At 46.5% G+C, this 14998-nt stretch carries 13 protein-coding genes; 3 read left to right on the plus strand and 10 right to left on the minus strand.

Translation table 11 applies throughout. From position 1 onward, the window contains the following. Positions 1-15 precede the first annotated feature (15 nt). The 4 genes from mbcS to N288_RS18400 all read right to left on the minus strand — a co-directional run bounded on the left by mbcS (position 16) and on the right by N288_RS18400 (position 4397). Positions 16-1602 (minus strand): acyl-CoA synthetase MbcS, encoded by a 1587-nt coding sequence (gene mbcS / locus N288_RS18385; RefSeq protein ID WP_009795340.1) that lies wholly within the window; start codon positions 1600-1602, stop codon positions 16-18. A 139-nt stretch (positions 1603-1741) separates the two neighbouring features. Next, positions 1742-1945: an alpha/beta-type small acid-soluble spore protein gene (locus N288_RS18390; RefSeq protein ID WP_009795341.1), complete on the minus strand. Its 204-nt coding sequence runs from the start codon at positions 1943-1945 to the stop codon at positions 1742-1744. 103 nt (positions 1946-2048) lie between these two features. Beyond that, on the minus strand, positions 2049-3254 hold the full coding sequence (gene thiI, locus N288_RS18395) for a tRNA uracil 4-sulfurtransferase ThiI (RefSeq protein WP_009795342.1): 1206 nt from the start codon (positions 3252-3254) through the stop codon (positions 2049-2051). Beyond that, positions 3255-4397 carry a cysteine desulfurase family protein gene (locus tag N288_RS18400; protein ID WP_009795343.1) on the minus strand — a complete coding sequence of 381 codons (1143 nt, stop codon included), beginning with the start codon at positions 4395-4397 and terminating at the stop codon, positions 3255-3257. It abuts the gene before it with no gap. A gap of 230 nt (positions 4398-4627) precedes the next feature. Between N288_RS18400 and brnQ the strand changes: the two genes are divergently transcribed. After that, positions 4628-5953 (plus strand): branched-chain amino acid transport system II carrier protein, encoded by a 1326-nt coding sequence (gene brnQ, locus N288_RS18405; protein WP_009795344.1) that lies wholly within the window; start codon positions 4628-4630, stop codon positions 5951-5953. Between the two features lie 58 nt (positions 5954-6011). Here the strand turns inward: brnQ and ezrA are convergent, their stop codons facing one another. Continuing rightward, positions 6012-7709 carry a septation ring formation regulator EzrA gene (gene ezrA, locus N288_RS18410; protein ID WP_009795345.1) on the minus strand — a complete coding sequence of 566 codons (1698 nt, stop codon included), beginning with the start codon at positions 7707-7709 and terminating at the stop codon, positions 6012-6014. A 350-nt stretch (positions 7710-8059) separates the two neighbouring features. Between ezrA and hisJ the strand changes: the two genes are divergently transcribed. After that, positions 8060-8857, plus strand: a complete 798-nt coding sequence (hisJ, locus tag N288_RS18415; protein ID WP_009795346.1) for a histidinol-phosphatase HisJ — start codon at positions 8060-8062, stop codon at positions 8855-8857. On the opposite strand, the gene refZ is transcribed toward hisJ, so the two are convergent. Further along, entirely contained in the window at positions 8854-9483 is a 630-nt protein-coding gene (gene refZ / locus N288_RS18420) for a forespore capture DNA-binding protein RefZ (RefSeq protein ID WP_035403253.1), read from the minus strand. The two genes, hisJ and refZ, sit on opposite strands and share 4 nt — an antisense overlap. A gap of 231 nt (positions 9484-9714) precedes the next feature. Between refZ and N288_RS18425 the strand changes: the two genes are divergently transcribed. After that, positions 9715-10194, plus strand: a complete 480-nt coding sequence (locus tag N288_RS18425) for a GAF domain-containing protein (protein ID WP_009795348.1) — start codon at positions 9715-9717, stop codon at positions 10192-10194. A gap of 55 nt (positions 10195-10249) precedes the next feature. Here N288_RS18425 and N288_RS18430 read toward each other — a convergent pair whose 3' ends face one another. From N288_RS18430 to N288_RS18445, 4 genes are all read right to left on the minus strand, one after another. Then, positions 10250-10675: an OsmC family protein gene (locus tag N288_RS18430; RefSeq protein WP_022544280.1), complete on the minus strand. Its 426-nt coding sequence runs from the start codon at positions 10673-10675 to the stop codon at positions 10250-10252. 102 nt (positions 10676-10777) lie between these two features. Then, a complete protein-coding gene (megL, locus tag N288_RS18435; protein ID WP_009795350.1) occupies positions 10778-11965 on the minus strand; it encodes a methionine gamma-lyase in 1188 nt (395 codons plus the stop codon). Positions 11966-12093: 128 nt separating this feature from the next. Further along, on the minus strand, positions 12094-13896 hold the full coding sequence (locus N288_RS18440; RefSeq protein WP_022544281.1) for a sensor domain-containing diguanylate cyclase: 1803 nt from the start codon (positions 13894-13896) through the stop codon (positions 12094-12096). Between the two features lie 53 nt (positions 13897-13949). Then, positions 13950-14540: a hypothetical protein gene (locus tag N288_RS18445; protein ID WP_022544282.1), complete on the minus strand. Its 591-nt coding sequence runs from the start codon at positions 14538-14540 to the stop codon at positions 13950-13952. Positions 14541-14998 lie beyond the last annotated feature (458 nt).

A 14998-nucleotide genomic window follows, 5' to 3' on the forward strand; every position in this document is an offset into this window, starting at 1 on the left:
TCTCCCAGCTGGATACTAGCTGCGGGCAGCCTCCTCCATTTCTTTTTTCCTCAGCTCTACCCTGCGGATCTTTCCTGAGGTGGTTTTTGGAAGCTCTGAAAGAAACTCAACCCTGCGGGGATATTTATAAGGGGCAGTCAGCTCCTTTACATGCTCCTGCAAGGTATTAATGAGATCCGGCTTATCTTCCGCGATGCCATCCTGCAGGACGATAAATGCTTTGACGACTGCTCCGCGGATTTCGTCCGGGCTGGCCACGACGGCACATTCCTTGACGTACGGATGTTTGACAAGAGCATCCTCCACCTCAAACGGCCCGATTGTATATCCGGAGCTGATGATAATATCATCTCCCCTGCCTTCAAACCAGAAATACCCGTCTTCATCCTTTTTCGCTTTGTCTCCGGTCACATAATATTCACCCCTGAATTGCATGGCGGTCCGTTCAGGATCCTTATAATAATTTTTAAATAACGCAGGGGTTTCAATATGGACGGCGATATCCCCCACTTCCCCAGGTCCGCATGCCTTTCCATCTTCATTGATGATCTCAACAGAATTGCCGGGAATCGGCTTTCCCATCGAACCAGGCCTAAGCTCCATCCCTTTTGTTATGCCGACCAGCAGGGTGTTTTCCGTCTGGCCGTATCCGTCCCGCACTTCAATATCAAAATGCTTTTTGAAAGCATCAATCACTTCGCGGTTAAGCGGCTCTCCGGCTGAGACTGCACTATGAAGATCCGGGAGGCTGTATTCAGCAAGATTGTCGACCTTTGCCATCAGCCTGTATTCTGTCGGGGTGCAGCAAAGAACATTGACTTTATAATCCTGAAGGAGTGCAAGATATTTTTTCGGCTCGAATTTTCCTGAATACACCAGTCCTGTTCCCCCAGAACCCAGCACAGAGAGGAAAGGGCTCCATATCCATTTCTGCCAGCCGGGGCCGGCAGTGGCCCAGACAGTATCCCCCTCCTTGATGCAAAGCCAGTTGGGCCCGGCGGCACGGAGATGTGCATATGCCCAGCCATGTGTATGTACAACTCCCTTAGGATTGCCCGTGGTACCGGAAGTATAGGACAGGAAAGCCATGTCGTCCCTGTTTGTTCCAGCAGTCTCCATGATATCAGAGGCTGCCTCCATCTTTTCATCCAGCGGAATCCAGCCCGGCACAGGCTCTCCAATCACAAATTTAGGCAGCGAAGCAGCTTCCGTAACACCTGCAAATTGCTCTGTAAACGGCGAAAAGCATACAATGGCTTTCACATCGCCATGATTGATCCTGTATTGGATATCTTTAGAGCGGAGCATCTCTGAGCAGGGAATGACTACCAGGCCCATTTTAAGTGCCGCTATGTACGTCTGGTAAGCTTCTATAAGGCGCGGGACCATGATCAGGACTACATCCCCCTGCCTTAGGCCGCTCCCAAAGAAAACGTTTCCAATTTTATTGGCATTGGACAGGAGTCTGGAATATGTAATTTCCTTTCTTTCTCCTTCCCCGCTTTCCCACAGGATGGCAGTTCTTTCAGGAGCTTCTGCAAACTTTTCCATTTCAGAGACCAGATTATATTTTTCTGGCGCCAGCAGATCTTCACGCTTCATGTTATATGTCCTCCTAATCTGAAATTGTATCCTTATGGTTTATTATACATAATTTTTTAAAAATTTAAAAATGTATAACGAAAAGTAAAGGAGCAGGCTGTCAGCCTGCTCCCTTGTAGCCATATTATTTATTTTTCGATTAGCGTTGGAAACCTCCAAGCTGTTGTTCAGCCATTTGAACTAAACGCTTAGTGATTTCTCCTCCTACTGAACCGTTAGCACGTGAAGTTGTTTCAGCGCCAAGGTTAACACCAAATTCAGTAGCGATTTCGTATTTCATTGAGTCAAGAGCTTGCTGTACGCCAGGTACTAGAAGCTGGTTAGAGTTGTTGCTGCTTGCCATGTGATCTCACCTCCTTGTGAGTTTAGAATGTGTAGAATCACATGGCTTCATACAAATTTAAATTGGTAATGTTTTCATCATCCCGTTCGAATTTTCATTCTCCCTAGAAAAGATCGTCCTCACTTCCACTGCCTGCTTCATACGGCTTGATGTGAATAGTTTCAATATGCTCCACAGCTTTTGCAATAAGCGCATCAAAATCAACAAAACTTTCATAATATGCTGCTTTATCAAGCTTGGGCTTCGTTTTTGGAGAAGCCGGGACAAATACGGTGCAGCAGTCATCATATGGCAGGATGGATATGTCATGGGTGTCAATTTCCTGTGCAATCTCAATAATATCGGTCTTGTCCATTGTTATCAGCGGGCGCAGTACCGGTGTGCTTGTCACTTCATTAATAGCGTACATGCTGTCCAGTGTCTGGCTTGCAACCTGCCCGAGGCTTTCACCGGTAATGACTGCGAGCCCGCCATGCTTTTCCCGGACGAGATCCGTAATTTTAAGCATCAGCCTTCTGGTGGTTGTCATCGTATAATTTTCAGGCACCTGCTTTTGGATGAGCTGCTGGATTTCCGTAAAAGGAACAATGTGAAGGACCATCTGCCCTGTATATCCCGCCAGCTTTTCTGCCAGGTCAATCACCTTTTGCTTCGACCTTTCGCTGGTGAAAGGAGGGCTGTAGAAATGGACGGCTTCTACATCAAGCCCTCTCTTCATGGATAAATAGCCTGCGACGGGGCTGTCTATGCCGCCTGACAGCATGAGCATCGCCTTGCCGCCTGAGCCTGCCGGCATCCCTCCGGCTCCCTGGATATTTTCGCATGAGAGATATGCGGCTTCCGGCCTTATCTCAGCCTGGAGATTGATATCAGGCTGTTTCACATCCACTTTCAAGCCTTCCATATTCTTCAGGATATGTGAGCCAAGTGCATGGTTCAGTTCTCCGGTGTCAAGGTGAAAGCTTTTATCCGCTCTCCGCGCCGATACCTTGAAGGTATCTCCATCCTTGTATACCCGTTTTAAAAGTGCCAGGGCAGCTTCCTTGATTTTTTCTATATCCTTTTCCGTTTTTACAGCAGGACTGAAGGATTGGATGCCAAAAACCCCTTTGAGCTTCTCGATGATCTCGTCCCCATTTTCACCGTTAAGCTGGATGAACATCCTGTCCCTCTGGCCTTCGATCCTGACGGCTGGGTAGCTGTGCAGAACTTTTTTAATGCTTTTTTTCAGCTTCTCGACAAACTTCCCCCTGTTTCGGCCTTTTGTTGAAATTTCTCCATAGCGGATTAATATGCGGTCATAATTCATTTATTTCATTACCTTCCTTAACTTTTTCGCTGTTTCTTCAATTGCCTGCAGCACAGCTTCTGCTTCCTCTGCTGTATTATCATAAGAAAGGCTGATCCTGATGCTGCTTGCTGCATCCTCCTCAGGAATGCCCATTGCCAGCAGTGTCTTGCTGACTGATTTCTTCTTCGAGGAACAGGCGCTGGTGGTGGAGACATATATATTTTTTTCCTCAAGGCTATGCACAAATACTTCTGCCTTCAAGCCTGGTGCAGAAAAATTAAGAATGTGCGGGGCCGAGCCTTCAAGCGGTGTATGGACAGAGATCCCTTCAATGGATTCCAGTCCTTCCCTCAGCAAACATTTAACCCTATTAAGCTGCTCCAGTCCGATCCTGTGCCTCTCAAGGCTGATTCTGAGCGCCTTGGCCATACTGACAATTCCAGGTACATTCTCTGTACCGCTCCGCTGGTTCCATTCCTGGCTTCCGCCTGAAAACAGCGGTGAAAGCTTGACGCCTTCCCTGATGTAAAGGACACCCGTGCCCTTTAAACCGTGGAATTTATGGGCAGAAATGGTGCAAAGGTCTATTTCATTTTCTTGAAAATCAAGCGGCACCTTTGCAATTCCCTGTACATGATCCACATGGAAAAGCACTTTCGAATAAGACTTGAGCATTTTGCCGATTTCAGCAATCGGCTGAATGGTGCCAACCTCATTATTAACATGGATAACACTCACAAGAATTGTATCATGGCATAGGGCAGCCTCTATGTCCTCCGGCCTGATTCTCCCATCCTCGTCTACAGGGATATACGTAACGCGGAAACCGAGCTCTTTCAGCTGTTCAAAGGCTTCTGCCACTGACGAATGCTCTGATTCAGTCGTAATAAGATGGCGCCCCCTGCTTTTATGCATCATGGCAGTCCCTTTTACAGCCAGATTATTGCCTTCGGTTCCGCCCGAAGTAAAGAAGATTTCCTTCTGGCCGGCTCCCAGGAGCTCGGCAATCTGCAGCCTGGCTTGTGACAGGAGCTTTTCTGCCCTGCCGCCGATTCCATGCAAAGATGAGGGATTGCCAAAGTAATCTAAGGCCACCTTATTAAATGAATCCAGCACTTCTTTATATGGTTTAGTGGTTGCACTATTATCAAAGTAAATCATGGGTCTTCCCCTTCCTTGAAAAACCGTTTAGCCAATAGTAAATCTTATCATACTGGGACAATGTTTTCATCTGCATAATCTTTTAGTTTTCTTTTGGAAGCAAAAGCAGAACAGAGGCAACAATAAAAATCTGAATGTTTTGACTGTAATTCCATTCGACAAATTTCTCACTTCCTGTGTTAGTATGTTAAATGTTCTAAACATTTCGATAGACAGTCATGGAGGTTTGTATGAATAATAAGAGCCTATCCAGCAGGGAAATAATCGCAATAGGACTGATGCTTTTCGCTCTTTTCTTTGGCGCAGGGAATATGATTTTCCCTCCATATCTCGGGCAGGAATCTGGTGTCAACATGGGAAAAGCCATCATTGGATTTCTCATAACCGGTGTCGGCCTCCCGCTTTTGGGAGTCATCAGCATAGCCAAAGCTGGTGATCTCCGAACGCTGGCTGGAAGAGTCCACCCTTTATTCGGGGCTGCCTTTACATTGCTTTTGTATCTGGCCATCGGCCCGCTATTCGGGATTCCGCGGACCGGAACCGTTGCCTACGAAATTGGCATCACTCCGTTTTTGCCTGATACCGTTCCTAAATATGGGATGGCGCTGCTTTTTTATACCATTATCTTTTTTACCGTCACAGCTTGGCTTTCAATGAACCCTTCTAAGCTTGTAGACCGGATCGGAAAATTATTTACTCCGATTCTCCTTGCTATATTGGCCATTCTGGCTGTAAAAAGTATAATCACCCCTTTAGGTGAGCCAATGGCTCCAAAAGGCGCATATGCCGAGACCCCTTTCTTTAAAGGATTTATCGAAGGCTATTTGACCATGGACGCTATCGCCGCCCTTGTTTTTGGCATAGTTGTGATTGGTTCAATAAAAGAAAGAGGCATCAGCAGTTCAAAACAGATTGCAAAAATATGCATCTATTCCGGACTTATTGCTGCCGCTGCCCTTATGCTCGTTTACCTTTCGCTCGCCTACATCGGGGCATCCGGTGAAGAATCTATTGGATTCCAGGATAACGGGGGAGCTCTTCTTTCCGCCGCCGCTTCCCGTCTTTTCGGATCTTTTGGCGCTGTCATCCTTGGGCTGGCCATTACTTTTGCCTGTCTTACCACTTCTATTGGACTCGTCTCATCCTGTGCGCAATATTTTTCAAAAGTTGTGCCAAGCATATCTTACAGGTCATTTGTGCTAATTTTATCCTTATTCAGCATGATGATCGCCAATATCGGCTTGACACAGCTCATTTCTGTATCTTTGCCAATGCTCACGATGATCTATCCGCCCGCAATCGTACTGGTATTGCTTTCTTTTCTGCATCATGCCTTTGGAGGCTCCAGAGCTGTATATGCAGGAGCCCTGATACCGGCGGGGCTGATCAGTACCATTGATGCAATAAAGGCAGCGGGGGCAGATACCCGGATTTTTTCAGACATGCTGGGATTTCTTCCTCTCTATTCAGAAGGACTCGGCTGGGTCATTCCGGCCGTTGCCGGGGGACTGCTCGGCCTGCTCATTGCCGGAAGGGGCAAAAAGACAGCAAAATAGCCTGGCCAATTATTTTCCTAAAATAAAAAACCAGATCTGCCAAAGCAGATCTGGTTTTTTATGCATTTTCTTTTTCGCCGATCATATCTTCTATTCTTTTCAAAGCTCCTGGCTCAATCTCTTCAATAGATGAGGCGGCCTGCTCCAATGCCTCTTTATAATTGTAGTTCCTGAATGAATCCTCCGCTTCCCTCAGTGCTTTAGCGATGGAAGGATATTTGCTGCGGTACCTGTTTCCATACTGGATCACCTTTTCAGCCAGCTGGACGGTTTCAATCATTTCAGCCGTGCTGTCTGCAGCTTTATCAACTGTCATGACCGCTATTTCCAGATACTGCTGGACAGCAGGTATATCAAGGGGCTTCTCATCAAGCTTCTCAATGACATTTTGAATGCTTTCCTTCGTATCTTCCATTAAATACCGGTAGTTTTGGGACAGTCCCGGTATATTGCTCTTTGATACGAGCCTGATGGTTTCAGACAGCTTTTTGCTGATTTCCTTTACCTTCTCCCGTGCCGCAAGCTCGTCCTTCCTCAAGGCCTGCAGTTTTTCGGCAAAATGCACCTGCTCTTCTGACAGTGCTTCCAGTTCATTTTTAATATATTCCAATTCTTCACCAAGTACCGAATGGGCTGAGCTTTGATTGCTGATTTTATGCTCAAGTATTTCGAAGCGTTTGAAGAGCTTGGTCAGCTTCGTTTCCAGCAGGCTGTGTGTTTCCTCGTCCTTTTCCTGGAGATGGTAGCTTTGCTGTACGATGCCGAGCTCTTTCTTCAGCATAAAGTTTGCATCTTTGGCATTGTACAATTCAGTACGGACCTTTTCATCATGCGATTGGATGAACTTCCTCGCATACACTTCTTTTTCAAGCAGATCATAGAGCGCATCGATTCTCTGCTTGATATCCTCAAGGCCCTCATGCGCTTCACCGGTCTCTCCCCGCTCAATCATGGCGAGATATCCTGCAGCCTCTTTTTCTAATGACTCAGTTTCCTTGTCCACTTCTACATGTTCAAGCATATATCCCTGCTGCTCCATTTCACGGAAGCCTTCTCTCACCTCGAGAAGCTGGGATGGGATATTGGACCCGGCATCCACCAGCAAATCGGGGATAGCTTCCATTTTCTTTTGGATGCTGTCCAGCTGGGTCTGGATGGTCAGGACAATTTCCCTGGCCTGAAGATAGTCGCCGTTTGCTGTCCGGTCCTCAAAGTCCTGGAACTTCGCAAAAGCTTCATCAAGCTGGATGCCCAGGATGGTTTCAGCCTTTCCATAAGTATGCCGGTGGGCAAGCAGCGCCTTTTTGCATTCCCTGTACAGATCTTTGAGTCCGTCGATCTCGGTGCGGTTTTTTTCTTCGCTTCCGACCAGCTCATTGATTTCAGCAAGAAGGGATTTGATTTTATCCTCTATGCCTGCAAGGCTTTCCTCGATTGCCTGCTGAACTTCCTTTGCCTTCTTAAAGCGGTAGCGGTCGATATATTCCTCAGCATCAAACAGCAGCTCCTCCACTCCAGGAAGCTGCCCGGTAACGATATCGTCCCACTCATTCCTCCAGCGTTCGAACAGCTCCTCTGTCTGGCCAGTCATATTCAGCTGCTTCACTTTGGACATTTCGTCGAGGACCGGCCTGTCCGTTATGTCCATTTTCCAGCCTTCCAGCCGGTCTATTTCTTTATAATATTTCTTTTTCATTAGATAACCCGTCAGAAATAGTGCAATCACGATCACTATTCCTCCAATTATGTATTCCATTGAAAGCCCCCTGTTCTGCTGCCGAGCTGATAACTGATAGATATATGTAAAAAAAACTTGAAATATGCAATTCAATGTTTTTATGATACCATGTAAACGACAATTTTTGACTATTAATTTAATTTTTTTTGAGAGAAACTTGCTATTATAACCCGCTTGCCGTTTTTGTGCAAAACCCGGGATTCAGAATTGACTGATCCAGTGCTCCCCAATTGAAGCATGAACTTGCTTTCCCTCCAGAAAACTGGAACCTGACGTCTTTTAGCCCGGCACCTATAATTGAACAATACGTTTTGCCGCATTACAAATAATTCGCATTTTTAAATTTCGACAGAATGGAGCGATGCCCTATGCTAAGGGATGGACATATACATACACCTTTTTGCCCCCATGGTTCGAAGGATGCTTTTGAAGAGTATATCGACAGGGCCCTTTCGCTCGGTTTTGCAGAACTGACCTTCACTGAGCATGCCCCGCTCCCCGATGGGTTCACAGACACAGCCCCTGCACGGGACAGCGCCATGCAGGCAGATGATCTGGAAGCCTACTTCGAGGAAATCAGCCGTGTAAAAGCTCTCTACAAAAATAAAATCAAGATCAACGCAGGGCTTGAAGTGGATTTTATAGAGGGTTTTGAAAAAGAAACAGGCAGCTTCCTCTCGAAGGTCGGGCATCTTCTGGATGACAGCATTCTTTCGGTCCACTTTTTGTATTATGATGGGCAATATGACTGTGCAGATTACAGCCCGGACGTCTTCTGTTCCATGATCAGCCGATACGGCTCCACAGAGGCTGTTTATAGAAAATATTACGAAACGGTCAGAAAGTCGATAGCAGCTGACCTGGGTCCATATAAACCAAAGAGGATCGGCCATATTTCACTGATCCATAAATTCCAAAAAAAATATCCTGCCGGCTTTGAAGACAAACAGGAGATTTCAGATATCCTTCAGTTGATGAAACTCCACGGATACGCACTGGACTGCAATGGGGCCGGCACCGCAAAACCGCTCTGCCGGGAGCCTTATCCTCCGGAATGGGCAGCTTCGATGGCCAAGTCCCTTGGCATTCAGCTCGTCTATGGTTCGGATGCACACCAGGCGAAAGAACTGAGTCAGGGCTTCAGCAGTTTCCCCTTTGAAGGCTAATTGGCCATGACGACTTCCCTTGCAGCATGTTCCAGGACGGCTCCGTCAATCCAATTATAGATTTCAATTAAGTATTTATCTGCGAAATATCTTTCGTTTGGAAAAACGTGAAGCACCTCTGACACATACTGCATATTTAAAAATGGCATCGACAACAGCCCTTTAAACTGGATGATTAAATAACTGGGGTGCTGAGAGCGGAATTCCTTCGCTCTCATCCCGATTTCAAATACTTTATTCAGATAATATTTTTCCTTCATCAAATATGTCGACATGATTTCCCTCACCACCTGGGAATCAAGCGAAACTTCCCTCAGGATAAACCTGGTCAGATGAATATTCCGGCTATGATACATCAGGATATTTTCTGAAATGATCTTCAGGGCAGCCGCTGCTCCCAGGTGCAAGCAGGAAAAACCCTTCTCTATTTCGGCAATATATCCCTCAAAAAATTCCGTGAAACAGTGTTCCAGCAGACCATGTTTATTGTGAAAATAATAGGCGATATTGGCGGCATTCACCTTAGCTTTCGCGGCTATATCACGTATGGATGTACCGGTGAATCCGTTTGTATTAAAAAGGGAAATCGCTGCAGCAACAATGGCATCTTTCGAATTTTTTTTCATCATCCTACCTCGCTTCTTAAATTCCCATTGGCACAACGCAATATGGATGGATATACAGGGACTGGACAGCAGAAAGTGATCAACCTCGCATATCTGTGCAATTGCCTTTCTTAATTAAACATTCTTTTTATTTTCCGGTTGTCCTTTTAAAAAATATCGACAAAGTCTCCTCTTTTTCACCCGGATTTGATAGAATGAATAATAATTCTCGGAATAGTGGAGGGAAACACGTTGTTTAAAGTCGAAACATACAGCGAAGACCGCAAAAAAAATTACGCATTATTAAATAAACAGCTCCATGCTCTTTTGGAGGGCGAACCAAACCGCATTGCAAATCTGAGCAATGCAGCAGCACTTCTGAACCAATTTCTTGATCGCATTAACTGGGCCGGCTTCTATACCATGGAGGGCGGGGAACTGGTACTCGGTCCTTTCCAGGGACTCCCGGCCTGTGTAAGGATCCCGCTTGGAAAAGGCGTCTGCGGCACTTCTGCCCAGAAGCGCGAGACATTGCGCATTGAGGATGTCCATGCATTCCCTGGGCATATCGCCTGTGATGCAGCATCCCAATCAGAAATTGTAGTTCCCATCATAAAGGATGGAGAAGTATTCGGTGTCCTTGATATTGATTCTCCTGAAAAGAACCGCTTTGACGAAATCGACCAGCAGGGCCTCGAAGACTTTGTTGATACACTTGTCAAACATCTATAAAACAGCAGCAAAAAAGCCTGTTCCTTTTGGAATCAGGCTTTTTTTTCTGCTATTTTTACAGCTTCTGTCCGCCGGCAGATCCGTTAATAGAGTAGCTTACCGTGATATCTGCATTTAAAGACTTTGAGACAGAGCAGTATTTATCCTTTGAAAGCTTGATGGCCCTGACCACTTTTTCTTCCGGAAGCTCCCCTTCTAACGCATAGTGGATGTGGATATCGGTGAACCTTTTCGGATGCTCTTCAGCCCTTATCCCTTTAATGTCCATATGGAAGGAAACTGGCTCAAGCCGCATCTTTTTCAGGATGGACACAATATCAATTCCCGTGCAGCCTGCCGCCGCGCCCAACAGCAGCTCTGTCGGCCTTGCCCCGGCATTCTCTCCCCCGGCTTCCCCGGATGCATCCATCACAATTTTATGGCCTGAAGGTGCAGCCCCCGCAAACGCCATGTTTCCAGTCCATGTTACCGTCATATCCATGATATATCCTCCTTTTTGGTCACAATCTTTCTTTTTATATTCTTCCGGCAGAAGGTCGGGGGCATTCAATTATTTTTGCCGCTGCTCTGTAAAGCTCCATTCTTATTCTATTGAAGAAAAGGCCTGCTCCAAGTCATCCCGGATATCTTCCCATGCTTCAAGGCCGGCAGACAGCCTGAGCATAGTGTCCGTTATCCCCATTTCCTCCCTCGTTTTCGGCGGGATCACCGAGTGTGTCATGGTGGCAGGATGCTGGATAAGGGTTTCTGCATCTCCCAGGCTTACAGCAATTTTTATGAATTGAAGCTGGTTCATGAACTTTTGGGCCGTCTCCTTCGTGCCAGTAATTGAAAAAGAAAGGATCCCGCCTCCGCTCCTCATTTGCTTTTGCATGACAGGATAATCTTTATGCTGCGGATCGCCAGGATAATAAACGTCCGTTACTTTTGGATGTCCCTTTAAATATGCGGCCAGCTTTTCCGCGTTGCTGGTATGGCGATCCATCCTGACCGGCAAAGTCTTCAGCCCCCTCAAAAGAAGCCAGGCATCAAATGGGGAAATAACACCACCGATATCCTTTTGGGTTGTAAAGGAGATTTCATCCATCAGCTCTTTCCTGCCCGCAGCAATGCCGGCAATCACATCTCCATGCCCGCATATATATTTAGTTGCACTGTGGATAACAATGTCGCAGCCCAATGACAGCGGATTTTGCAGATACGGCGAGCAGAAGGTATTATCCACTATAACCGGGATTCCCTTTTCCCTGGCAGCCTCCACGGCCATTTCCAGATCAACGAGTTTCATAGTCGGATTGATTGGCGTTTCAATATAAAGACAGGCAGTCTCCGGCCTGATTGCCCCCAGCAGCTGCTCCTTTGATTCCATCAGAGAAAAATCATGATTGATATTGTATTTCTTTTTCATCAGCTGAAGAAGGCCAAAGGTACACCCATACACTCCCTGTGAGCATAATATATGATCCCCTGCCTTTGTCAGGGCAACCAGCACCGCTGAGACGGCAGCCATCCCCGAACTGAAGGCCAATGCAGCCTCAGCCTGCTCGAGGGCAGCCATCCTTTCTTCAAGGACAGAAACAGTCGGATTGCCGAGCCGTGAATAGATATATCCTTCTTCCTCTCCAGAAAACCTCCGTTCTCCCTGTTCTGCATGATCGAACACAAACGTGGAGGTTTGAAAAATCGGGGGTGCCAGACTCCCTTTAAACTCACGGGCATCATATCCTTCATGAATCACTTTTGTCTCGAACCGCATATTCTTTTTCTCCATTGTGTATCCCCCTTGATTGAAAGCGTTTACAATATTCTATATTTACAGGATATGTTATTTTTCAGATTTTGCAAAGCAATTTGAGTGCTGAAAGAAAAGGAAAAAAGACAGGCTTGGCTGGCCTGTCTTTAAAGAATGCTGAATCCCTGGACCACAACCTGGTTTTTTCCGGATTCTTTTGCTGTATACAAAGCTTTATCAGCCCGCTTGAACAGGCGCGAATATGAATCCTCCCTTTCCACATTCCAGTGGGACACCCCGCAGGAAATGGTAACAACGGGATTCGTACTCTCAGAGACCTTCCTGACAATCCGTTCTGCAATTGCAACGCCCGTTTCCAGGGAAATAGAAGGCAGATAAACGGCAAGCTCTTCCCCCCCCCATCTGGCGGCAACATCAGTGCTGCGGATGCTGTTCACAATAATCCCGGCCACCTGGACAATGACTTCATCACCGACCTGATGGCCGTATGTATCATTGACAGATTTGAAATTATCTATATCAACCAGGATAAAAGCACCCTCAGCATCCTCGCTTAAGGACTGATGTATCCTTTCATCCAGATAATTCCGGGAATAAAGCCTGGTCAGGTGGTCTGTGACGACCATCTTTTCAAGCTCCTCTCTCAGCATTGAGTTTGTAAGGGCCAAAGTGGAATGGTGAATCAGGGACTGAAGAAGCTTAAATGTCTCAAATGAAAAATGATAAGGATCACGGTGCAGGATAAGGGCAAATCCTTTCAAGACACCAGACTGGGACATCGGGACCGCCATGACTGATTTGAACTGCTCGGCCAGGGCATCGTTCTGGAGGTCAAGCTCGCCAATGAACAGGCTATCCTTATCCTGCCTGATCTTTTCTTTAATATATTTTATATAGATGCCGGATTCCCTTGTCCGGAAGAAAGAAGTGCTTCCTTTTAGAATGCTGACCTGTTCGGATTCTTCAGATAAAAGGACAAAGCCTGCCTCTTCCGCATCAAATGACTTGATGATCTGTTCAGCCATATAGGTCATTGTTTCCGTCAGCCGAAGATTGGAATTAAGCTGGTGCGAAGTCTCATTTATTAGCTGGAGGTCGGCAATCAGCCTCTTCGACTGGTGATACAGCTGGGCGTTCTCAAGTGCACCGCCTGCCGTATTGGCGAGGATGGAAATGAATTCGACTTCGCTTTCAGGAAAGACCAGTGCATTCGGCGCAATGACCTGGAGCACGCCATATACACCCTGCTTTCCTTTTAGAGGGGCATAAAGGACAGACCTCTTCTCCGAAATCGAATCCTCAAACTGAATGGCGCCTGTGACATATGCCTGCATGGCCGCAATATTCTGACTGTCATATTTAAGATCTTTTAAAGGGAGATCCCCATGGCTGTTATTGTCATGGGACAGCATTAGATAATAGGTAAAGTCAGGATATACTTCCTGAAGGGTTTTAATGATCTCTCCGAGAACAGCATCCATATCCATTGAGGAATGAAACTGCTCTGTAACGCGAAAAAGCTGCTTGTAGCGCTTTTCCCTGGCTGAGATCCCCCCGAGTTCCCTGGCCTTCATAATGAAGGCGGCACAGGCAGCGCCGAGCTCCCTAAGGCTTTCTTCAGTCAAGGGTTCCGGCAGCCCGTTCAGCTCAAGGATTCCCAGATCCATTGACCTGGCAGAAAGCGGAACCTGGCAGCACGCGGAACCCCTGAGGCCCGCTTTCCCTGACGGCTGTCCATCCTGCCCATATCTCCCAGCTGAGGAATCTGTACTCCTGACGGTGCCTCCGGGATCCCGATAGCAGGCTTCGGAGGCTTCAGCAGACTCTTTGACCGCTTCAAGCATTTGCACAATTAAAGAATCAGACTGAATAAATCCGTCATCTGTATCAATCAGGTCAAAAAAGCGGCTTTTCAGGCATAATATTTTCTGGCTTTTGAGCATTTCCATATTCATCACCCTATTTACCCAGTTCATATAGGCATTCTCATATAAATGCCGTTTTACAGCGTCCTGCCGGAGGCAATCCTCAATCCTCCATCAAGCAGGATAAGCCATGAAGAATGATCGGCTGTGAGGGCATGGATGCTCTCCGGCCTGCCTGCTTCATTGAAGGCTACTTCATATTGGCCCTCCGTTTCAAGAACGGTATGATTTGAAGTCTTCCTTACTTCAAAAGGCTCGCCATCCGATGTGATGGTGCCCCGAAGGCCCGGTTCACGGTCCTGCACTTCCAGGTCCCGATCCAGATAAACCCAGTCTCCATCCAACTCAGCCCAGAACCCGGCACCGTCACGATCAACCGCCAATTGCTCAGAGGCATTCTCCAGGGGTGCAGATTTGATCAGGCGAAACTTAAAATCATTGTCTTTTTCTACCTCATAAAGGGCCAGCACATGGTCCTCTTTTTTTTCATCATATAAAACAACGAGGGGGTCGCCTTCGGCAGTGCCCTCCTTTATGACCAGGGCAAGCGGGCTCCCTGTCCCGCTCACTGGCTTAAAATACTGGAAGTACATGGCAGCAAGGGCCACGACAGCAAATGCCAAAGCCAGAAAAAGGCGGACGTTTTTTTCCTTCTTCGTTTCTCTCAATTTCATCAACACTTTTACTAGAATTAATTAAGACTATTATACCACAGGAAAATTCTCCCCGTTATGATATGATAAAAATATTTTCCAGTAAATTGCCCTCTATGCCTGCATAATGAGATAATAAAAAGGATGAGGCAGGAGCACTTATTCCAGGAAAAGCAAAACATGCCTTGACATAAACTTTATAAAAATTATATAATATCCTTTGTGTAAAATATCGCAGCAAATGTGACACTTTAGGTGATCATTTTGTTCCTCAAATAAGGCACCGCTTCCCATCTCTTTTGAGGCGGAAAGCACGGGTTTGAGCCCAAGATGCCGGTAAGCATGGCGTTTTAGCCTTTTATTCGAAGGGGTACTGTGTAACCCGCTGCTGCTAGGGCGAAGGTACATGAAAACAAAATGAGCTTAATGATCGTACGCATCTGTTTTTATTTTACAACAAAATAAAAACACAA

The organism is Bacillus infantis NRRL B-14911, assembly GCF_000473245.1.
Lineage (GTDB): Bacteria > Bacillota > Bacilli > Bacillales > Cytobacillaceae > Bacillus_AB > Bacillus_AB infantis.